Source organism: Kitasatospora sp. NPDC091207, from assembly GCF_044768625.1.
Lineage (GTDB): Bacteria > Actinomycetota > Actinomycetes > Streptomycetales > Streptomycetaceae > Kitasatospora.
In genome coordinates, this window is record NZ_JBIVVS010000013.1 from 65,558 (window position 1) to 84,432 (window position 18,875).

The window sequence follows — 18,875 nt, forward strand, 5'->3', positions numbered from 1 at the left end:
TTGGGTCACGTCACAAGAGGAGGTGGGGATGTCACATCGGAAGGGCCGCTCGGGGCCGACCGCCAGTTCGGCCGAACTGTTCGGTGAGGAGCTGCGGTTCGCGCGCGAGGCTGCGGGGCTCACGCAGGAGGATCTCGGCAGGCTCCTGCATTGCGATCGGACGGTGATCACCAAGTCGGAGGGCGGCAAGCGCAAGTTCCCCGTCGAGCTACTGGAGGAGGCGGACAAGGCGCTGCGGACCGGGGGCCTGCTGGCGCGGTTGTACGAGCGGGTCGATTGGCACGCGGATATCGAGCACCCCGACTGGTTCCAGCGATATGCGGAACTGGAGGCCGAGGCGGTGGCGGTCAGGGTCTTCCAGTACGCCCGAATCAACGGGTTGTTGCAGTGTGAGGACTACGCCCGTGCGGTCTTCGCCACGGGGAGGGCCCAGAACAACCCGGAGGCGCTTGAGGAGCGTGTCACGGCTCGTTTGGCGAGGCAGGACCGATTCCTGACAGATGAGGGGCCGTTGCTGATGGTGCTCCTGCACGAAAGCGCCCTCTACACCGTCTTTGGAGGGTCTGGCGTGATGCGGGTCCAGATGGAGCATCTTCTCGCAGTCGGCGAGCGGTCCACCGTCCTCATCCAGGTTGTGCCCTTTGACTGCGGCATCGTGATGCTTCCTCCCACCTCGATGTTCCTGCTGGAGATGCCGGACGGGAAGGAGTGGGTCTACTCGGAGAGCCTGTACCGTGGGCACTTCAGTGACGCACCGTCAGTCGTTTCCGAGCATCGGCGTGACTATGACCTCGTTCGCGGGAGCGCGCTCTCAGTGGTTGAGTCTCGTGCGCTGATCGCAGAGGTGATGGAGGAGTATCGACATGAGGAATATCGAGCTCAGCGCAGCGGTCTGGCAGAAGAGCAGCTACAGCGCGGAAAACGGCGGCGAGTGCGTCGAGGTGGCCCCCGGATTCCCCGGCCTCGTGCCGGTGCGTGACTCGAAGGATCCCGAGGGTCCGGCCCTGGTCTTCCCCGCCCCCGCCTGGCAGTCCTTCGTCGCCGCCGTCCGGGCCGGCGACTTCCCCGTCTGAGCGACCCGTCGCATTCGGTCATCCGCCGATCCCGGCCGAACAGTTTCGATCACTCTGCGTGTTTCACTGGTGCGGTACGTAATCAAACGGTTACGGTCACCGACTGTGCGCACATGATCCCTGTTCGACTAGACCGAGGCGGAAGTCATGGCACAGGAACCCCGGATCGACGTAGCGCTGACCCTCAAGGAGGGCCAGGCGGAGCCCAGTTCGGCGGAGAAGGCGGAGCTCGCCGCCACCCTGGCGCCCGATGTGTGGTTCACCGCCGCACTGGAGCGCGCGAGTGACGGCGGTCGGCAGGCCGACGTGACCTGGGAGCTGACCGGCGCCGAGTACAAGGGGCAGGTCGCGACGGGCAAGGCGGCCGTCTACTACGCCAACCCGAAGTTCGGCCTGCGGCGGCCCTTCATCTTCGCGGACGGCTTCAACTACGGCCCGAGTGACCTCCCCGGGCTGTTCGCGTACTTCAACCAGCCCTACGGCGGCAAGCAGGGCCTCTTCGACCAGCTGATCGGCCAGGGCTACGACATCGTCCTGCTCGGCTTCGAGGAGCGGCACACCTACATCCAGGCCAATGCCGAGGTCGCGATCAGCGCCATCCAACGGGCGATCGCCGAGCGGGTGGGCGAGGAGCGGCTGACCGTCGGTGGGGTGAGCATGGGCGGGATCATCACCCGCTTCGCGCTCGCCAAGCTGGAGACCATGAAGATGGATCACCAGACGGAGACCTACCTCTCCTACGACTCGCCCCACAACGGCGCGTGGATCCCGCTCGTCCTCCAGCAGATGGCGTACTTCTTCGAGGACTTCACCCCCGCCGGTCCCGGTGGTGCCAAGCAGGCCGACCTGATCCGCAGCCCCGCCGCGCAGCAGCTGCTCTGGGCCTGGGTGGAGAACTCCAAGTACTCGGGGCCGGTGGCCACCTCCAGTGAGCTGCGCAAGGAGTTCCTGGCGGACCTCGAACGCTTCGGCAACTTCCCGGTGATCCCGCGCAAGCTCGGTGTCTCCAACGGGCGGCGCGACGGCGTCGGCCGTCCGCTGCCGGCCGGCGAGGTGGCCTTCGACTGGCAGGCCCTGATCGCCAGCGCCACGGCGCGCTTCCAGCCGGAGAAGGGCGAGCAGCAGAAGATCGGCGGCATGCACCTCGGCCTGGCGGTGCGCCGCAGCTCCACCACCGAGGTCCCGGCACTGGACGGGGCGCCCGGCGGCACCCTGGACTCGTTCGGCAAGGTGGCGGACGCGCTGAAGGCGAAGATCGCCGAGGACTACCGCAGCGGTGCCTTCGTGCCGTCCGTCAGTGCGGCGGCGCTGGACTTCGACCCGGTGAAGTGGGACGTCAACGTGAACCTCTCCATCACCGACGCCGACCTGGAGCGCGGGCACCTGGACGAGGTCGCCTTCGACGACGACAACACCGAGCACAGCCACGTCTCCGGCACCTTGATCGACTGGATCGTCGGGCGCCTCACCCGCTGACCCGGCGACCCGGCCGACCTGGTTCGGAGCACCCGCGCGGATGGGCTACGATTTACCTCATCACCCAGATGCGCGGGTGGCGGAATAGGCAGACGCGCTGGATTCAGGTTCCAGTGCCCGAAAGGGCGTGGGGGTTCAACTCCCCCCTCGCGCACACTCGGTCTTCGGACCACATGAGGCCGGTCAAGTCGACGACACGTCGGATTGACCGGCCTCTTTGCTGTCCGGAGCGTGGGCCGTCGGGTGCGCGGTGGCGGAAAGCGTGCGCTCCGGGTGCCATGTGCGCGAACGCCCCGACGCGTCCGGATCGGGCAGGAATCGAGAAGCGCGGCTCCCGGGCCGCGTCTAGCCTGCTGGCCATGGACATCACCATTCACACGACCGTTCTCCCGCACGACGACCCGGACGCGTCGGTCGCCTTCTACCGCGACGTCCTCGGCTTCGAGGTCCGCAGCGATGTGGGGCAGGGCCGGATGCGGTGGATCACGGTCGGCCCGGCCGGTCAGCCCGGCACGTCGATCCTCCTGGCGCCGCCTGCCGCTGATCCCGGCATCACCGAGGACGAGCGGCGCACGATCACCGAGATGATGGCCAAGGGCACGTACGGCTGGATCCTGCTGGCCACCCCGGACCTCGACGCCACCTTCGAGAAGGTGCAGGCCGGTGACACCGAGGTCGTCCAGGAACCGACCGACCAGCCGTACGGCGTCCGTGACTGCGCCTTCCGCGACCCCGCGGGCAACCTGGTCCGGATCCAGCAGCTGCGCTGAGCCCCGCGGGCTGCCGTCGCGACCGCCGATGAGGAGCGCGACGGGCCGGTCCGTACCGCCGAGCGGCCGGGGCACCCACCGGGGCGGCACCCCGGCCGCTCGTATGTGCCGATGGCACAGGGAAGACGAACGATCAAGGGGAGGGTTCTCATGTGCAAGCCCGAATGGCATCGTGCCCGCGTCCAGGCGTTGCGCCTGGCCGATTTCGCGCGGCTGCGCCGCGTCCGCGACCGGATCGACCGGGAGTACGCGCAGCCGCTGAATGTGGAGGCGCTCGCCCGCGACGCGCACATGTCCGCCGGGCACTTGAGCCGGCAGTTCCGGGCGGCCTACGACGAGTCGCCGTACGCGTATCTGATGACCCGGCGGATCGAGCGGGCGACGGCGCTGCTGCGGCGGGGCGACCTCAGCGTCACCGAGGTCTGCTTCGCGGTCGGCTGCGCGTCGCTGGGCACGTTCACCACCCGCTTCACCGAGCTGGTCGGCCTGCTGCCCGGGGCTTTCCGGCGCCAGGCGGCGGATGCGGCCGCCGACGATGCCGATGCCGCGGGGGCGGCCCGCGAGCCGGGCCCGACCGCCGGGCTGGAGGGGATGCCGGCGTGCGTCGCGAAGCAGGTCGCGCGACCGGTCAGGAATCGAGAAGCCCCGGCCGCCCCCCGGCCCCTAGCGTGATGGTCATGGCAACCACTGCTCTCACCGCAGCCCACACGTCCCTCGCGTCCGTCACCCTTGAGGTGGCCGACCCCGAGGCCGCCCAGCGCTTCTACACCGCCTTCGGCGTGGCCGCGCACATCCGCCTGCGGGCGTCCGAGGCCCACTCCACCGGATTCCGCGGCTTCACCCTGGCGCTCACGGTGTCCGGCCCGGCCACCGTCGACGGCTTCGTCGCCGCGGCCGTGGGCGCCGGCGCCACGGTGCTGAAGCCCGCCGCGAAGTCGCTGTGGGGCTACAGCGGCGTCGTCCGGGCCCCGGACGGGACGATCTGGAAGATCGCGACCTCGGCGAGGAAGGACACCGGCCCCGCCACCCGCGAGTTCGACGAGCTGGTCCTGCTGATCGGCGTGGAGGACGTGAAGGCCACCAGGCAGTTCTACGTCGGCCGGGGCCTGACCGTGGCCAAGAGCTTCGGCGGCAAGTACGCCGAGTTCGCCCCCGGTACCTCCAGCCCCGTCAAGCTGGCCCTGTACAAGCGCCGCGCCCTGGCCAAGGACCTCGGCGTCCCCGTGGACGGCACCGGCTCGCACCGCATCGCCCTCGGCGGCACCGGCGGCAGCTTCACGGACCCGGACGGCTTCGCCTGGGAAGCGGCGGAGTAGTCCGCTCCCGCGCCGCGCCGACTCCCACACCACCCCGACTCCCGCCCGCCCCACAGCGTTTCGTCCGAGAGGAAGCCCACCATGCCGTCCACGAAGTCGCCCGCCGAGACGTACGACGGATTCACCGCCGAGGAGCGGGCCGCGATGAAGGAGCACGCGCGGGAGCAGAAGAGGACGGCGGCGCGGCGCGGTGCGTCGAAGGCGGAGAAGGACGCGGCAGCGGAACGGGACGTGCTCGCGAAGATCGCCGAGATGCCGGAAGCCGACCGGGTCCTGGCCGAGCGGATCCACGGGATCGTCAAGGCCGCCGCTCCCGATCTCGCGCCCAAGCTCTGGTACGGGATGCCCGCGTACGCCAGGGACGGCAAGGTCGTCTGTCACTTCCAGAGTGCGGAGAAGTTCACGTCGCGGTACGCGACGCTCGGGTTCGGCGACCGGGCGGCACTCGACGACGGCGCGATGTGGCCGACCGCCTTCGCCCTGAAGGAGCTGACTGCGGCCGACGAACAGTTCGTCAGCGCGCTCGTGAAGCGGGCGGCGGGCTGAGGCGCGGAAATCCGTGGACGGACCAGTGGCCGGCCACGTAGCGTGTGGCACCACGCCCCGAGACGAACGGAAGGAGGCGAGTGCCGTGCAGTTCACACCTTTCCAGCGCTCCCTCGTCCGCTCCCCCGGCGTGATGCACCAGTTCTGACCGGGAGCGCTCCAAGCAGCCTGTATCCCGGAGGAATCCATGACCGGTCCGGTCATCCGCGCGCTCTCCGCGAGCGACGCCCATCTCTTCGACGCACTCCCCGACCCGCTGGGCGCCCGTGAAGGCCACCGGCTCACCCGGTTCCGCCCCGACTGGAAGCGCGTCGCCCTGCGCGACGGCGAGGTCGTCGCACGCGGCGCGTGGTGGGGCGGCCCCGACGACGCGGAGCCCGTCACCGTCAACTGGTTCGACGTGGCCGAGGGCGAGGAGGAGGCCGGGACCGCACTCCTGCGCTCCGCCCCCCGGCAGGTCGAACTGGAGATCAACCTGCCCGGCGGCTGGCGGGAGGAGAGCGGCCTGCGCGCCGCCGCCGAGGCCCGCTTCACCGCCGCACGGGCCGCGGGGTACGAACTCCTGGTGGAACGCTTCCTGTACCGCTGGACCCCGGAGCGAGGTCTGCCCGAGCGGCCCGGACGCCTGCGCTTCGACGCGGAACCCGACGACGCCGTGTTCTTCGACGCGCTGCGCCGCATCCACTCCGTCACCCTGGACGCCCACGCGCTCAGGGCCATCGAGGAGGGCGGCCTCGACCGGGCCGCCCAGGAGGAACTCGACTTCTTCCACTGGTGCCCCTCCCCACGGGAGTGGTGGCGGATCGCGCGCACGCCGGAGGGCGACCTGGCCGGCATCCACATCCCGGCCCACAACCCCTCCGGTCCGGTCATCGGCTTCATCGGAGTCGTCCCGGAACAGCGCGGTCGCGGCTACGCCTACGACCTGCTCGCGGAGTGCGTCCACCTTCTCGTGGGGCAGGGCGCGGAGTTCATCGGCGGAGCGACGGACCGGGCCAACGTCCTGATGGCCGCGAACTTCGCCAAGGCGGGGTTCCCCGTCGTCCGCGAACGCATCAACTTCCTCCCGGCGGGCCGGGCCCCCGGGGAGGAGTAGTGCCCGGCGAGGAGTAGCGCGCGCTGAGCGGTCCGGTCCGGGGGCGGGCCCGGACCGGACCGCTCACCGGCGGTCGGAGTCGACGCCCCGGCCCCCGATCGTCAGCCCCTCCCTCGCAGACCGTCCAGCACCAGGTCGGCCAGGCGTTCCGGCAGGTCCGGCTCGATCGGGCGGTGGCCGAGCAGCGCGCGGGTCTGGATCGGGGCGCAGAGCAGTTCCAGTGCCAGGGCCGTGTCGGTGTCCGGGGGGAGCTCCCCGCGTTCGACGGCCCGGCCGATGACGGCGCCGGCCTGATCGAGCCGGGACTGCCAGAACGCCTGCCAGGCCTCGGCGAGTTCGGGGTCGGCGTCCTCGGAGCTGAGCGAGGCCGCCCGGGCGACGGACCGCCCGGTCGGGGTGGCGAGGTACTCGGCCAGCGCGCGGGCGAAGGCGGCCAGGTCGGTGCGGACGGCGCCGGTGTCGGGGACGGGGATGCCCTCGCTGCTCCCGGCCAGCAGGGCGTCCAGTACGAGCTTCTGCCGGCTGCCCCAACGCCGGTACACCGTGGTCTCGTTGACCCCCGCACGGGCCGCGACGCCGGCGATGCTGAGCCGGTCGATGCCCTCCTCGGCCAGCAGCTCCAGGGCGGCGCTCAGAACGGCCTGGCGGACCCGCGCGGCGCGGCCGCCGGGGCGGCGGCGGATCGGCTCCGCTGCTTCCTCGGTCATGTGTCGATCACCTCGGTCGCCACCTTTCGCTCCTCACCTTTCGCTCCTCACCTTTCGGTCGCCACCTTTCGATCACCACCTTAACGCAGGCGTGCTTGCGTTAAGCCCCGCCCGAGCGCATAGTCGCTAAGGCAAGAGTTCCGGCTTTAAGCACAGCAGGAGGCGCCACCATGTCCTTCACCTGGCCCCTGGACCCGCAGGACCTGTTCGTCGAGCGCTACCCGCAGATGACCCTCGGCCTGCCCGTCGACGAGGTGGACGCGGTCCGCGCCGCCGTCACCGAGATGTGGCCCGACCGGCCCGGCAGCTGGGTGCACGAGTGGTCCGCCCTCGCCGCCCGGCACGCCGGGGCCGGGCAGCACCGGCTCGCCGCACAGGCCTACGGCTGGGCCAAGTTCCCCTCGCTGGCCGACGAACCGAAGCGCACCGCGCTCGCCCGCCAGGTCGAGCAGTACGTCCTCGCGGCTCCCGGCTTCCCGGTGGAGTTCGAGCGCCGCACGCTCACCGTCCCGTACCGCGGGGCCGGGGCCACCCTGCCGGTCCACCTGATGGCCGCCCCCGGCCTGCCCGCCGACGCGCCGGTCGTGCTGGCCAGCGGCGGGGTGGACTCCTGGAAGACCGACCTGCACGGCATGTGGGAGCAGCTCGCGCTCACGCTGCCCGCCCGGCTGCTGCTGTTCGACCTCGCCGGCACCGGCGAGACCGCCCACCTGCCGATGACCCCGGACGGCGGAGCCGAGGTGGTCACCGGACTGGTCGCCTTCGCCCGCACGCTCGGCAACGGGAAGGTCGGCCACTTCGGCATCTCGATGGGCGGCTACTACTCCGCCCGGACCGGACTGACCGGCGCGGTGGACGCCTCCGTGGTGCTCGGCGGCCCGGTGGAGCGCTCCTTCGCGCCGGGCCGCGGCTTCGCCTTCGGCATGGACGGCATCGTCGGCAACGCGCTCGGCTTCGAGGCATTGCCGAGCACGGCCGAGCGCGAGCAGGCCTTCGCGGCCTTCGACCTGCGTCCCCTGCTGGACCAGGACGCCAACGGGCCGATGCTGGTGGTCAACGGCACCGAGGACGTCCATGTCCCGCTGGACGACACCCGGGTGTTCGAGGGTCGCCGGGACACCCGGGTCGAACTGATCCCGGACACCGGTCACTGCGCCATCTCGCGCTTCGGCGAGGCGATGGCCGTGATCACCCCCTGGCTGGAGGACGCCCTGGTCGGCTGAGCCGGGCGCCCCCGCCGCGCCATGAGGGCCGTCCGGCGGGCAGTACGGCCGAGCGCCCCGCACGGGCCCGTGCGGGGCGCTCGGCCGCGCTGTGGTGGGGGCGGGACCGTCCGGCGGCGCCGGTCAGGCGGCTGGCAGGCCGAGCGCGGTGCGGGCCTCGCCGACGAGGCGGAGCGAGCCGAGGACGACGATCAGGCCGCCCGGCCCGGCGAGTTCGCCGGCCCGGTGCAGCGCCGACCGGGTGTCCTCGGCGGTCAGGCAGGGGCCCCGGCCGGCGGGCGCCAGGCGGGCGCGCAGGGTGGCGGGGTCGGCGCACTCGTGGGAGCCGGTGCGGGTCAGGACCAGGGGCCAGTGGGGTGGCAGCGGGGCCAGCATGCCGGGGACGTCCTTGTTCGCGAAGGCGGAGAAGACCAGGACGGGGGGCCGGTCGGGGTGGCCGGCGGCGCGGGCGTGGCGCAGGATCTCCGGGGTGACGGTGGCGACGCCCTGCGGGTTGGTCGCGCCGTCGAGGAGGACGCGGCCGGTCCAGTCGCCCAGCCGGGCCGCCGGGACGAGTTCGAGCCGGCCGGGCCAGCGGGTGGCGGCCAGCCGGGTGCGCAGGCGTGCGGCGTCCGGTGCGCGGACGTGGCCGCGTTCGACCATCGCGTCCACCGCGGCGACGGCGAGCGCGAGATTGTGGTGCTGGTGCGCTCCGGGCAACGGGCAGGGGAGGTCGCGGTGCACCGCGCGGGGGGTGGTGACGTCGACCAGCGCGGCCGGGCCGCCGGGGCCGTTCGCGGTGCGGGCGGTGTAGCGGATCTCGTGGTCCATCCGCCACACGGACACCCCGGTCCGCCGGTCGAGGACCCGGCCGGCGGCGGTGACCGCCTCGGGGGCGAGCCTGCCCAGGACGGCGTGGTCCCCGTCCCGCACGGCTTCGACCTTGGCCCGGGTGATCTCCGCCAGGGTGTCCCCGAGCAGCCCGACGTGGTCGAGCCCGATGCCGGTGACGACCTTCACGTCCAGGTCCAGTTCCCTGGCCGCGGCCCTGCTCCCGCCGATGCTCGCCTCGGCCACCGCCAGGCGGACACCCGCGTTCCGGAAGTGCACGGCGGCGGTGGCCGCGTAGAGGCCCGTGGCCATGACGGGCAGGTCGTACCGGTAGGCGGCCCGGTACACCTCGGCGAACGCCGAGGCGTACTCGGCGCGCGTGACGGGGACCCCGTCGACCCGGATCCGCTCCCTGGGCTCCTGGAGGTGCGGGCTGGGCATGCTGCCCGCCCGCGCGCCGGCGGCGGCCACCGCCGCCACCGCGAACGCGCAGGTCGACCCCTTGCCGTTGGTCCCGACCACCAGCATCCCGCGCAGCTCGTGCTCGGGATGCCCCAGCGCCGCCAGCAGCCGGGGGACGTTCGCCTGCCGCGCCTCCCGGAGCGGCCCGTGCGAATTCCCGTGCAGCTCTTCGAGGATGTCCACGCACTCCTGGTAGTCCATCCTCCGATGATGCCCGAACGGACCGTCAGATCCATTGGGGTGGACGAAGCTTGACGCCCGGAGCGGCCCCGGCCGGCCGGGGCACGGCCGGGCGTGACCTGCCGCTCCCGGTCGCGGGCTCGCGCGCGAGCCGGCGACCGGCGACCGGGAGCCGGTCCGGGTGCCTACCGCTTGGGGGCGATCAGGCGGGTGCCGGACCAGTCCGCGGCAACGCTGACGGGCTTGACCTGGGAGAGTCCGGCGGTCTGCGCGGCCTCGCCGATGTCGCTGGGCTCGATGTACCCGACCCGTCCGGTCTTGGGGGTCAGCAGCCAGATCGTGCCGCCGTCCGCCAGGAGTCCGATCGCGTCGACCAGTGCGTCGGTCAGGTCGCCGTCCTCCTCGCGGCACCAGAGCAGGGCCACGTCGGCGACATCGTCGTAGTCCTCGGCCACCAGGTCCTGGCCGGTGATCTCCTCGATCGCCTCGCGGAGTCCCAGGTCGACATCGTCGTCGTAGCCGAGTTCCTGGACGACCTGTCCGGGCTGGAAGCCCAGTCGGGCCGCAGGGTTGATCCGCTCTTCGGTGCTCATCACTGCCTCCGGTGCCGAGGGCCGCGCCTGCCGCGGTCCACCCGTAGCCAATCAGACACGCAGGGTGTCCGGGGGCAGGCCGCGCACCGGGCCGGGACGGCGGGCCGTGGTCGGCCGCCGAGGGTCAGCGAGCGGTGTCCCGGCGCCCGGCCGGGCCGACGGCGACCGCGTCGGCGAGATGCCGGCGGCCTACGGGCCCCCCGAGTTCGTGCTGGACGAGCTCCTCGCCCGACGGCGACCGGGTCCACGCCCGGTGGACCCAGCACGGGCACCACCTCGCGCCGATCAACGGTCGTCCGCCGACGGGCCGGCCGCTGACGGAGAAGGCGAGCGCGGTCTACCGGGTCGAGGCCGGGCGGATCGTGGAGTACTGGATCCAGATCGACCGTCAGGGCCTGCCGGCCCGACTCACCCCCGGCGAGGCCTGACCGCCTCCCGGCGCCGGTCCCCGGGTACTACGGCAGCTCCTGCTCGGCCCAGATGGTCTTGCCGTTCCGGGTGTAGCGGCTGCCCCAGCGCTTGGTGAGCTGGGCGACCAGGTACAGGCCGCGGCCGCCCTCGTCGGTGAGGCGGGCCCGGCGCATCCGCGGCTGGGTGGCGCTGGGGTCGGAGACCTCGCAGGTCAGCCGCTCCGCGCGGATCAGCCGCACCTGGACCGGGCCGCCGGCGTAGCGGATGGCGTTGGTGACCAGCTCGCTGAGCACGAGTTCGGTGGTGAAGACCAGCTCCTCCAGACCCCAGGCGCGCAGCCGCTCCGTCGCACTCTCCCGGACCCGGCCGACGGCGGCCGGGTCGGCCTCCAGCGACCAGGTGGCGGTGGCCTCGGGCGGCACCGCGCGGGTGCGGGCGAGCAGCAGGGTGACGTCGTCGGCCAGGCGGTGCGCCGGGTGGTCGTCGACGAGTGCCCGGCCGAGCTCGGGCAAGGGCGCCTCGGCGGCGCCGGGGCGGGCCATCCGGCGGCGCAGCTCGGCCAGGCCCTCGTCGAGGTCGCCCCCGTATCCGAGGATCAGCCCGTCGGTGTAGAGCGCCAGCACGCTGCCGGGCGCCAGCTCGACCTCCGTCGCCTCGAAGGGCAGGCCGCTGACGCCCAGCGGCGGTCCCGGGCGCACCGGGACGTACTCGACGGTGCCGTCCGGGGCGGCGACGGCGGGCGGGGGGTGTCCGGCGGAGGCCATCGCGCAGCGCCGCGAGACCGGGTCGTAGACGGCGTAGACGCAGGTGGCGCCGAACGGTCCGGTCCGGTGGCCGGTGGGCCACTCGCCCTCGTCCTCCGGTTCGTCGGCCTCGATGAGCAACTGGCAGACCAGGTCGTCGAGGTGGACCAGCAGTTCGTCGGGCTCCAGGTCGAGGTCGGCGAGGGTGCGGACGGCGGTGCGCAGCCGGCCCATGGTGGCGCTGGCCTCCAGCCCGTGGCCGACCACGTCCCCGGCGACCAGCGCGACGCGGGCCGAGGAGAGCGGGATCACGTCGAACCAGTCGCCGCCGACGCCGCCGGCGGTGTCGGTGGGCAGGTAGACGCTGGCGGTGGTGACCGCGGCGGTCTCGGTCTGCGCGGGCGGCAGCAGGCTGCGCTGGAGGCTGACGGCGGCGCGGTGCTCGCGGGTGAAGCGGCGGGCGTTGTCCAGGGCCAGGGCGGCGCGGGCGGCGATCTCGTGCAGCAGGTCGAGATCGGCCGGTTCGTAGGCGATGCGGCCGGCGGCGCGGTGCACGGTCACGCGGCCGAGGAGACTGCCCCGGGCGCGCAGCGGCGCGGTCATCGTGGTGGGGGTCGGGTCGGTAGCGGTCGGGTCGGTCGGGGCCGGAGTGGTGGCGGTCGGGTCGGTCACGGTCGGGGAGCCCTCGGTGTGGAACGCCACCGCCGCCGTGTCCGGGCCCGCCCCCGGGGACGCTCCCGCGTCCGTCAGCAGCTCCGTGGCCCCGGTGACGGCGGTGCGGCGGAGCGTCAGACGGCCGTCCCGGCCGGGCGCCGGCTCCTCACCGGTGAACACCGCCTCGGCGACCTCGACCACGGCGAGGTCGGCCAGCCCCGGAGCCAGGACGGCGGCGAGGTCCTCGGCGGTGCCGGTGACGGAGAGCGATCCGCCGACCGCCGTGGTGGCGCGGTGGAGCACGGCCAGCCGTTCGCCGGAGCGGTGCAGGGCGGTGACGTCGGTGAACAGGGCCGTCACCCCGATCACCTGGCCGTCGGTGGCCTGCAGCCGGAAGGCCGAGATGGCCATCGCCGCGCCGCCGCGCGGAGCCTCGATCGTCCGCACCAGCTCCCCCGAGATCACCAGCGGACGGCCTGTCCGCAGGACCTCGCGCAGCTGCCGCTCGACCGCCTCCGCGTCCTCGGTCTGCAGGAAGTCCCCGAGGCGTCGACCGGTCAGATCCGGCGGGAGGCCGGTGTAGGGGAGCAGATGGGTGTTGGTCCTGACCAGCCGCAGCTGGTCGTCGAAGACGGCGAGGCCCACCCGGTCCTGGAGGAACAGCTCCCGGGTGAACGCCTGGTCCTGCCGCCACTGGGTGACCAGCCGGGCGGGGGCGGCGAGTACGAAGTACCGGGCCGCGGACGGCTCCCCGGCGGTGGCCTCCGCCAGCGGGAGCACCTGGAAGACGACCCCCAGGTGCCCGCCCCGGCCGGAGCGCAGGAGCGCCGTGCCGGACCAGGTGTCCGCGGGGGGTTCCGCCGGCGGCCCGGCCGTCCGTTCCGCCGCGCGCGCCGTCCGGCGTTCGGCCAGCAGGGTGTCCCAGCCGGCCGGGTCCGCCAGCAGCTCACGGACCGGGCGGCCGCAGACCTCGCCGGCGGGCAGCGACAGCAGCCGCTCGGCCTCCCGGGTCCAGCGGACGATCCTGCCGTCGGCGTCCAGCAGGGCACCGGCCGCGCTGTCGACGAAGGGGGGTCGTCGGCTGTCCATGGTGCGCACCTCGGATGTGTCGTGCCGTCGCGTCCGTCTTCGGTCCGTCCGTCGTCCGTCGTGCCCGGTCCTTCGTCCGCCCGGTCGGGTGCCGCCGTTCCGTGCTCCGACCGGGGGTCGCGTGCCGCCGTCCGGGTGACGGGTGGTCCCGTCCGTGCCGGTCGCCGCCCGGCGGCCGGGGGAGCGGAGCGGAGCCGGAACGGGGGAGGTGCCGGTGTGAGCGGGGGGAGATCCGGTACCGGGCGGGCCTGGCCCGACCGTTCGCCGGTCGGTGGCCGAGGGGGAGGGCGGCTGCCGTGCTCATCCGGTCCGCTCCTCTCCGCGGGCTGCTCCGCCGGCCGAGAGCGCGCCGGTCCGTGCCCCCTGCTGCGCGGCCCGGGGCCTCTCCATCATCCCTCCGGTGGGCGTGGCCGCCAGTCACGCCCGGGGCCCGGACGGTGCGCGAGGGCTTCTCGCACCCGGGCTCTTATTGTACTCTCCGTCTAATAAGCGGGGCGGGCGGGAACCCCGCGCAGGGCACGCACCTGGAGGCAGCCATGGCTCACCCCGGCACGGCAGCAGGAACCCACCGTCACACCTCGGCCGACGACGACGTCTCGAAGCGGCTGCTCGCCTCGGCCGCGACCCTCTCCTACGACCCGGCGACCGCGATCGACTGGGACGCGCCGCTCCCGGCGGACGGCTACGGGCTCAACCCGGAGTGGAGCACCCTGTACGGCACCCGGCTGTGGGACGAGATGACCGAGGAGCAGCGGGTCACCCTCACCCGGCACGAGGTCTGCTCGATCATGACGACCGGCATCTGGTTCGAGATGATCCTGCAGCAGATGGTGCTGCGCGACCTGTACCTGAAGGACCCGGCCAGTGCCGAGTTCCGCTTCGCCCTCACCGAGATCGCCGACGAGTGCCGGCACTCGATCATGTTCGCCCGCGCCTGCGAGAAGATGGGCGTCCCGCGGTACCGGCCGGCCACCGCGATAGCCCAGGCCGGCCGCCTCTTCAAGGCCACCGCCAAGGGTGAACTCGCGTACGGCGGAATCCTGGTGGCCGAGGAGGTGCTCGACGTCATGCAGCGCGACTGGATGCGCGGCGAGAACGTCCTGGAGATCGTCCGGGAGGCGTCCCGGATCCATGTCGTCGAGGAATCGCGGCACATGAAGTTCGCCCGCCAGGAGATCCGTGAGCGGCTGCGCGGCGCGGGCCGCGCGCGCCGGCGGGCCGCCGGGACCGGCATCGCGGTGGCCGCCTTCGTCATCGTCGGCAGCATGGTCCACCGGGGGGTGTACCGGGCCGCCGGCCTCGACACCGAGCGGGCGCTGGCGGAGGTGCGCGACAACCAGCACCGCAAGGCGATGATGCGCACCAGTTCCGGCCACCTGATGGCCTTCCTCGGCGAGACGGGGCTGCTCAACCGCTCGGCGGCGGCGGTCTACCGCCGCGTCGACATGCTCTGACCGGGCTGACCTGACCGGGCCGAACCGACGCCCGACGCGCGCCGGTTCGACGCCCGCAGCCCGACGCGCACCGCCCGGACAGCCGGCCCACCCGGGCCGAACCCGGTGCGACCCGACCGACCCCCACGCAGCGAGGACCCCACCCGGCCATGGCCTACGCGATCACCCAGACCTGCTGCAACGACGCCTCGTGCGTGTCCGTCTGCCCGGTCAACTGCATCCACCCCACCCCGGACGAGCCGGAGTTCGGCCGGACCGACATGCTGTTCATCGACCCGGTCGCCTGCATCGACTGCGGCGCCTGCGCGGACGCCTGCCCGGTCGACGCGGTCTTCCCCGTCGACCGGCTCGCCGGCCCCGACACCGTCTTCGGGCAGCTCAACCGCGACTACTACCGGGACCACCCCGCCGACCACAGCTGGGGAGCGCCGGCCTTCCCCCGCAGCCTGCCGAACGGCCTGGGGCCGCTGCGCATCGCCATCGTCGGCACCGGCCCGTCCGCGAGCTACACCGCCCAGTCGCTGCTGCGCACCACCGGCGCGGAGATCACCATGATCGACCGGCTGCCGGTCGCCGGCGGACTGCTGCGGCACGGCGTCGCCCCCGACCACCAGTCCACCAAGCGGATCGCCGAGAGCTTCGCGAGCGTGTTCCACCACCCCCGGCTGCGGGTCCATCTCAACGTCGAGATCGGCAAGGACCTCACCCATGCCGAACTCGCCGCCCACCACCACGCCGTCGTCTACGCGGTCGGCGCCGCCACCGACCGCCGGCTCGGCCTGCCCGGTGAGGACCTCCCCGGCAGTCTGCCCGCCACCACGTTCGTCGGCTGGTACAACGCCGACCCGACCGTCCCCGCCGAGGCCGTCGACCTCTCCGCCGAGCGGGTCGTCGTCGTCGGCAACGGCAACGTCGCCGTGGACGTCGCCCGGATCCTGCTGCTGGGTCCGGACCGGCTCGCCGCGACCGACATCGCCGACCACGCCCTGGCGGCCCTGCGGGACAGCCGGGTGCGCGAAGTGGTGCTGCTCGCCCGCCGGGGGCCCGAGCAGGCGGCCTGGACGCGGCCCGAGTTCCTGGCCCTGCGGCACCTGCCCGGCGTCGAACTCGTCGTCGAGGACCACCCCGAGGTGCGCGCCGCGATCGCCGCCGCCCCGCCCGGCTCCAAGGCCGAGCTGCTCGCCGGGCTGCCGTTGGAGCGCGTCGACGGCGACGAGCCGCCGCGCCCCGGCCGGCGGATCGTGCTGCGCTTCTTCGCCGTGCCCACCGAACTGCTGGGCACGAGCCGCGTCGAGGGCGTCCGGCTCGGCGGGACGGCGCTCGTGGAGGGGCCCGGGGGCGGCCGCGTCGAGCCCACCGGTGAGCAGGGCGCCATCCGTGCGGGCCTGGTGGTGCGGTCCATCGGCTACCGGGGCGTTCCGGTGCCCGGCCTGCCGTTCGACGCCGCCGCCGCGGCCGTTCCGCACCGGGGCGGTCGGGTGATCGATCCGGCGTCCGGCCGGCCGCTGCCCGGCACGTACGTCGTGGGCTGGGCCAAGCGCGGCCCGTCCGGCGGGATCGGTGCCAACCGGGCCTGTGCCCAGGAGACCGTGGACGCCCTGCTGGACGACGCCGCCGCCGGCGTGTTGCCCGAGTCGGCCCGCGGCCGGCGGGAGTTGGCCCGGCTGGTCCGCAGCCGGCGGCCGGACGCCGTCGGGCTGCGGCAGCTGCGGGCCATCGACCGTGCCGAACGCGCGCTCGGCGAGGCCGCCGGCCGCCCCCGGGTCAAACTCGCCACGCTCCCCGCGCTGCTGGCCGCCGGCCGCCGCTGACCGCCGGCCGCCCCCGAGCGCGACCGGCCGGCCACCGGAACCCGGCCGGCCGCGCACGGAGCCCCCCGGGGGCGCGGCCGCCGTGACGCGGGCGTGCGGTGCCTCCCGGTCAGACCGGCTGGAGCACGTACAGATCCGGCTGGTCGCCCTGGATGATCTGGTTGCCGTTCTGGCCGAAGGTGCCGGAGGCCGTCACCCACTTGCGGGAGTGCTGCCCCTGGAGGGCGAACAGGTTGGTGCCGGGCACCTTCGTCTTCACGAACTGCTGCTCGGTGGGGATGTGGTCGCTGAAGCAGCCGGTGGTGACGATCCAGGCCCCGTAGAACATGGCGTCGCTGCCGACGGCGAGGCACCAGTGCCGCCAGCTGTCCTGGAAGACCACCGTCTCGGTGCCGTCGGCCTCGGGCCGGTGACAGTAGATCCACTTCTGATTGGACTCGTTGCCCCAGAAGTACTGGATGACCGAGCCGTGGTTGCCGGGCGACAGCGCGACCGTCAGGAACAGTTCCCGGGTGGTCGGGGCCTTGATGCGGTAGAGGCCCCCGTCGCAGGTGAAGTCGCCCCAGGTGGTGGTCAGGGCGGCGGGGGCGGGGGCGGGTGCGGCCACGGCGGTCGGGGCGGCGGTGAACAGGAGCGCGACGGCGGCGGCGGCGGTGCCGGCCGCGGCCAGTCGGCGGCGTATCCCGTGGCGGAGCCGGTGCGGAGCGGGCATCATGAACTCGCTTTCACAGCAGAGGGTGTGCGGCGCATCGGCGGACGGTCAGCAGAAGAGGCGCAGCCGGGCGGACGCGCGCACCGTGCCGGCCGGCTCGGGCCAGCCGCAGGACACGGTGCCCTGCTCGGGTATGTCGAAGGTGGTGTAGGTGCCGGCACCGCCGGGGTTGGTGTTGATCCAGTACCCGGTGCCCGGGCCGGAGCGGGCGCAGAGGTAGCGCACCCACTCACCGGTCACCTTCCGGGTGCCGCGGTACATGCCGTAGTAGCCGGGGCTGTTGAAGTTCACGGTGTCGGTGACGGAGGTGCTCCGGGTGGTCGACTTGGTGTCGCTCACCGAGAAGCCGACCTTGGCGCTGACCTTGGCGAAGAGCGCCTTGAACTCGGCCGTCACCTCCACGCTGCTGTTGACCGTGGTGCTCACGGAGTTGATCTCGGTCAGCGTCCGGGTGTACTGGCCGGTGGTCCCGGGGGTGATGGCGACGGCGATGAAGTCGGTGACGGTGGGCTCGACCCGGGCCGTGACGATGTCCTCCCAGACGAAGTCCCGGTCCGGGTTGCAGACGGGGTTCGGCGGCGGGTCGGCCTGGGCGGGGGCGGCGCCGAGACCGAGGCCGGTCACCGCCAGCAGCGCGGCGAGGCCTGAGGTGAGGGCGGCGCGTCGGTTGCGCGAAGCCATGAGGGTGCTCCTCCGGTCGAATGGGATGCGGCGGGAGCCGTGTCTCGTTCATGTCACAGCTCCCGTACGGGCATCCTCGCGGTCGGGGCGGGGTGCGCGGTATCCCAACCTTCTGGGGGTGGATCCGGTCCGAACCATCGCGGCCCGGGCGGGCAACGGCCCTGGTGGGACAGGTGCATGACGATGCGTCAGAAGAAGGTGAAGGGGTGCGTGGGCCCGGTGGTGCGGGCGGCGCCTCAGCGTCCGAGGACGGCGCCTCCGTTGACGCCGATGACCTGGCCGGTGACGTAGCCGGCCGCCGGGGAGGCCAGAAAGGCGACGGCGGCCGCCACGTCCCCCGGGGTGCCCGCCCGGCCGACCAGGGTGGCGGCGACCTTGTCGGCGTGGAACTCCGGGGTCCAGTCGTCGCCGAAGATCTCGGTGTCCTCGACGTAGCCGGGCGCCAGGATGTTGACGGTGATGCCCTCCGGTCCGAACCGGCGGGCGAGACCGAAGCCCCAGCCGTGCAGGGCGGCCTTGGCGGCCGCGTAGGAGCCGGCCGAGTGCGGGCCGGCGCCGCCGCGTTGGGCGGCGGCGGAGCTGATCAGGATCAGCCTCCCGCCGGGGCGTCGCAGCTGGTCGGCGAGGGCGGTGGTGAGCAGGACGGCGGTCATCAGATTGGTGTCCAGGTCGCGCCGCCAGGCCTCGGCCAGCGCCTCCAGCGAGGCGTCGGCCGGCGGGGTGATCACCGCTCCGGCGTTGTTGACGAGCACGTCCACCGGGCCGAGTGCCGCGATCGCCGCGGCCGCGTCCGCGACCTCGGCGGCCACCGTGAGGTCGGCCGCGACCGGGACCACGCCGGCCCCGATCTCCGCCGCCGCCTTCGCCAGCACCTCGGGCCGCCGTCCGACGATCACCACCCGGTAGCCGTGTCCGGCGAGTTCGGCCGCGACGGCCCGGCCGATCCCCGTCCCGCCGCCCGACACCACCGCGGTCCGTCGCTGCTCCATCGTGCGCGCCCCCTGATCCTGTGACTCCGACAACTCCGGATCGGATCCTACTCGGCGGTAACCGCCCGTATCGCGGCCG

19 protein-coding genes and 1 tRNA gene are annotated in these 18,875 nt (G+C 73.3%); 13 read left to right on the plus strand and 7 right to left on the minus strand.

All coding sequences use genetic code 11. The features are described from left to right. Positions 1–28: 28 nt before the first annotated feature. The 9 genes from ACIQTO_RS21790 (at position 29) to ACIQTO_RS21830 (ending at position 6,277) form a co-directional block, all read left to right on the plus strand. Positions 29–979 carry a Scr1 family TA system antitoxin-like transcriptional regulator gene (locus ACIQTO_RS21790; RefSeq protein ID WP_402390392.1) on the plus strand — a complete coding sequence of 317 codons (951 nt, stop codon included), beginning with the start codon at positions 29–31 and terminating at the stop codon, positions 977–979. Continuing rightward, a complete protein-coding gene (locus tag ACIQTO_RS21795) occupies positions 942–1,073 on the plus strand; it encodes a DUF397 domain-containing protein (protein WP_402390394.1) in 132 nt (43 codons plus the stop codon). Before ACIQTO_RS21790 ends, ACIQTO_RS21795 begins: the two co-directional genes overlap by 38 nt. 147 nt (positions 1,074–1,220) lie before the next feature. After that, positions 1,221–2,549: a hypothetical protein gene (locus tag ACIQTO_RS21800; protein ID WP_402390397.1), complete on the plus strand. Its 1,329-nt coding sequence runs from the start codon at positions 1,221–1,223 to the stop codon at positions 2,547–2,549. Between the two features lie 70 nt (positions 2,550–2,619). Next, a tRNA-Leu gene (locus tag ACIQTO_RS21805) sits at positions 2,620–2,703 on the plus strand. Positions 2,704–2,908: 205 nt separating this feature from the next. Further along, complete coding sequence (locus ACIQTO_RS21810) at positions 2,909–3,319, plus strand: VOC family protein (RefSeq protein ID WP_402390399.1); 411 nt, start codon at positions 2,909–2,911, stop codon at positions 3,317–3,319. 150 nt (positions 3,320–3,469) lie between these two features. After that, a complete protein-coding gene (locus tag ACIQTO_RS21815; RefSeq protein ID WP_402390735.1) occupies positions 3,470–3,991 on the plus strand; it encodes a helix-turn-helix transcriptional regulator in 522 nt (173 codons plus the stop codon). Beyond that, the gene (locus ACIQTO_RS21820) at positions 3,991–4,635 is read left to right on the plus strand and encodes a glyoxalase (RefSeq protein ID WP_402390402.1); all 645 of its coding nucleotides are present in this window, start codon (positions 3,991–3,993) and stop codon (positions 4,633–4,635) included. Before ACIQTO_RS21815 ends, ACIQTO_RS21820 begins: the two co-directional genes overlap by 1 nt. 81 nt (positions 4,636–4,716) lie before the next feature. Beyond that, positions 4,717–5,181 (plus strand): iron chaperone, encoded by a 465-nt coding sequence (locus ACIQTO_RS21825; protein ID WP_402390404.1) that lies wholly within the window; start codon positions 4,717–4,719, stop codon positions 5,179–5,181. 187 nt (positions 5,182–5,368) lie between these two features. Beyond that, positions 5,369–6,277, plus strand: coding sequence for a GNAT family N-acetyltransferase (locus ACIQTO_RS21830; protein ID WP_402390407.1), 909 nt, complete (start codon positions 5,369–5,371; stop codon positions 6,275–6,277). Positions 6,278–6,378: 101 nt separating this feature from the next. On the opposite strand, the gene ACIQTO_RS21835 is transcribed toward ACIQTO_RS21830, so the two are convergent. After that, entirely contained in the window at positions 6,379–6,984 is a 606-nt protein-coding gene (locus tag ACIQTO_RS21835; RefSeq protein ID WP_402390410.1) for a TetR/AcrR family transcriptional regulator, read from the minus strand. Between the two features lie 170 nt (positions 6,985–7,154). Between ACIQTO_RS21835 and ACIQTO_RS21840 the strand changes: the two genes are divergently transcribed. Next, positions 7,155–8,207: an alpha/beta hydrolase gene (locus tag ACIQTO_RS21840; protein WP_402390413.1), complete on the plus strand. Its 1,053-nt coding sequence runs from the start codon at positions 7,155–7,157 to the stop codon at positions 8,205–8,207. Positions 8,208–8,330: 123 nt separating this feature from the next. On the opposite strand, the gene ACIQTO_RS21845 is transcribed toward ACIQTO_RS21840, so the two are convergent. Then, complete coding sequence (locus ACIQTO_RS21845) at positions 8,331–9,680, minus strand: bifunctional folylpolyglutamate synthase/dihydrofolate synthase (protein WP_402390416.1); 1,350 nt, start codon at positions 9,678–9,680, stop codon at positions 8,331–8,333. A gap of 164 nt (positions 9,681–9,844) precedes the next feature. Beyond that, positions 9,845–10,252, minus strand: coding sequence for a DUF3052 domain-containing protein (locus tag ACIQTO_RS21850; RefSeq protein ID WP_402390419.1), 408 nt, complete (start codon positions 10,250–10,252; stop codon positions 9,845–9,847). A 134-nt stretch (positions 10,253–10,386) separates the two neighbouring features. Here ACIQTO_RS21850 and ACIQTO_RS21855 point away from each other — a divergent pair, with 134 nt between their 5' ends. After that, positions 10,387–10,680 carry an ester cyclase gene (locus tag ACIQTO_RS21855; RefSeq protein ID WP_402390422.1) on the plus strand — a complete coding sequence of 98 codons (294 nt, stop codon included), beginning with the start codon at positions 10,387–10,389 and terminating at the stop codon, positions 10,678–10,680. Positions 10,681–10,707: 27 nt separating this feature from the next. On the opposite strand, the gene ACIQTO_RS21860 is transcribed toward ACIQTO_RS21855, so the two are convergent. Then, positions 10,708–13,149, minus strand: coding sequence for a SpoIIE family protein phosphatase (locus ACIQTO_RS21860; protein WP_402390424.1), 2,442 nt, complete (start codon positions 13,147–13,149; stop codon positions 10,708–10,710). Between the two features lie 536 nt (positions 13,150–13,685). On the opposite strand from ACIQTO_RS21860, the gene ACIQTO_RS21865 reads away from it, so the two are divergent. Both ACIQTO_RS21865 and ACIQTO_RS21870 read left to right on the plus strand, forming a co-directional pair. Beyond that, on the plus strand, positions 13,686–14,603 hold the full coding sequence (locus ACIQTO_RS21865) for a diiron oxygenase (RefSeq protein WP_402390429.1): 918 nt from the start codon (positions 13,686–13,688) through the stop codon (positions 14,601–14,603). 149 nt (positions 14,604–14,752) lie between these two features. Continuing rightward, positions 14,753–16,414 (plus strand): FAD-dependent oxidoreductase, encoded by a 1,662-nt coding sequence (locus tag ACIQTO_RS21870; protein ID WP_402390432.1) that lies wholly within the window; start codon positions 14,753–14,755, stop codon positions 16,412–16,414. A gap of 109 nt (positions 16,415–16,523) precedes the next feature. Here the strand turns inward: ACIQTO_RS21870 and ACIQTO_RS21875 are convergent, their stop codons facing one another. From ACIQTO_RS21875 to ACIQTO_RS21885, 3 genes are all read right to left on the minus strand, one after another. Further along, positions 16,524–17,129 carry an RICIN domain-containing protein gene (locus ACIQTO_RS21875; protein ID WP_402390434.1) on the minus strand — a complete coding sequence of 202 codons (606 nt, stop codon included), beginning with the start codon at positions 17,127–17,129 and terminating at the stop codon, positions 16,524–16,526. Between the two features lie 45 nt (positions 17,130–17,174). Further along, positions 17,175–17,807, minus strand: a complete 633-nt coding sequence (locus ACIQTO_RS21880; protein WP_402390437.1) for a hypothetical protein — start codon at positions 17,805–17,807, stop codon at positions 17,175–17,177. Positions 17,808–18,043: 236 nt separating this feature from the next. Further along, complete coding sequence (locus tag ACIQTO_RS21885) at positions 18,044–18,796, minus strand: SDR family NAD(P)-dependent oxidoreductase (RefSeq protein ID WP_402390440.1); 753 nt, start codon at positions 18,794–18,796, stop codon at positions 18,044–18,046. Between the last annotated feature and the right edge of the window lie 79 nt (positions 18,797–18,875).

What these genes read in the sequence shown, in the direction of transcription:
- ACIQTO_RS21790 (WP_402390392.1), top strand. Translation starts at nt 29, where the DNA reads ATGTCACATCGGAAGGGCCGCTCGGGGCCGACCGCCAGTTCGGCCGAA.
- ACIQTO_RS21800 (WP_402390397.1), top strand. Translation starts at nt 1,221, where the DNA reads ATGGCACAGGAACCCCGGATCGACGTAGCGCTGACCCTCAAGGAGGGC.
- ACIQTO_RS21810 (WP_402390399.1), top strand. Translation starts at nt 2,909, where the DNA reads ATGGACATCACCATTCACACGACCGTTCTCCCGCACGACGACCCGGAC.
- ACIQTO_RS21815 (WP_402390735.1), top strand. Translation starts at nt 3,470, where the DNA reads ATGTGCAAGCCCGAATGGCATCGTGCCCGCGTCCAGGCGTTGCGCCTG.
- ACIQTO_RS21820 (WP_402390402.1), top strand. Translation starts at nt 3,991, where the DNA reads ATGGTCATGGCAACCACTGCTCTCACCGCAGCCCACACGTCCCTCGCG.
- ACIQTO_RS21825 (WP_402390404.1), top strand. Translation starts at nt 4,717, where the DNA reads ATGCCGTCCACGAAGTCGCCCGCCGAGACGTACGACGGATTCACCGCC.
- ACIQTO_RS21830 (WP_402390407.1), top strand. Translation starts at nt 5,369, where the DNA reads ATGACCGGTCCGGTCATCCGCGCGCTCTCCGCGAGCGACGCCCATCTC.
- ACIQTO_RS21835 (WP_402390410.1), bottom strand. Translation starts at nt 6,984, where the DNA reads ATGACCGAGGAAGCAGCGGAGCCGATCCGCCGCCGCCCCGGCGGCCGC.
- ACIQTO_RS21840 (WP_402390413.1), top strand. Translation starts at nt 7,155, where the DNA reads ATGTCCTTCACCTGGCCCCTGGACCCGCAGGACCTGTTCGTCGAGCGC.
- ACIQTO_RS21845 (WP_402390416.1), bottom strand. Translation starts at nt 9,680, where the DNA reads ATGGACTACCAGGAGTGCGTGGACATCCTCGAAGAGCTGCACGGGAAT.
- ACIQTO_RS21850 (WP_402390419.1), bottom strand. Translation starts at nt 10,252, where the DNA reads ATGAGCACCGAAGAGCGGATCAACCCTGCGGCCCGACTGGGCTTCCAG.
- ACIQTO_RS21860 (WP_402390424.1), bottom strand. Translation starts at nt 13,149, where the DNA reads ATGGACAGCCGACGACCCCCCTTCGTCGACAGCGCGGCCGGTGCCCTG.
- ACIQTO_RS21865 (WP_402390429.1), top strand. Translation starts at nt 13,686, where the DNA reads ATGGCTCACCCCGGCACGGCAGCAGGAACCCACCGTCACACCTCGGCC.
- ACIQTO_RS21870 (WP_402390432.1), top strand. Translation starts at nt 14,753, where the DNA reads ATGGCCTACGCGATCACCCAGACCTGCTGCAACGACGCCTCGTGCGTG.
- ACIQTO_RS21875 (WP_402390434.1), bottom strand. Translation starts at nt 17,129, where the DNA reads ATGATGCCCGCTCCGCACCGGCTCCGCCACGGGATACGCCGCCGACTG.
- ACIQTO_RS21880 (WP_402390437.1), bottom strand. Translation starts at nt 17,807, where the DNA reads ATGGCTTCGCGCAACCGACGCGCCGCCCTCACCTCAGGCCTCGCCGCG.
- ACIQTO_RS21885 (WP_402390440.1), bottom strand. Translation starts at nt 18,796, where the DNA reads ATGGAGCAGCGACGGACCGCGGTGGTGTCGGGCGGCGGGACGGGGATC.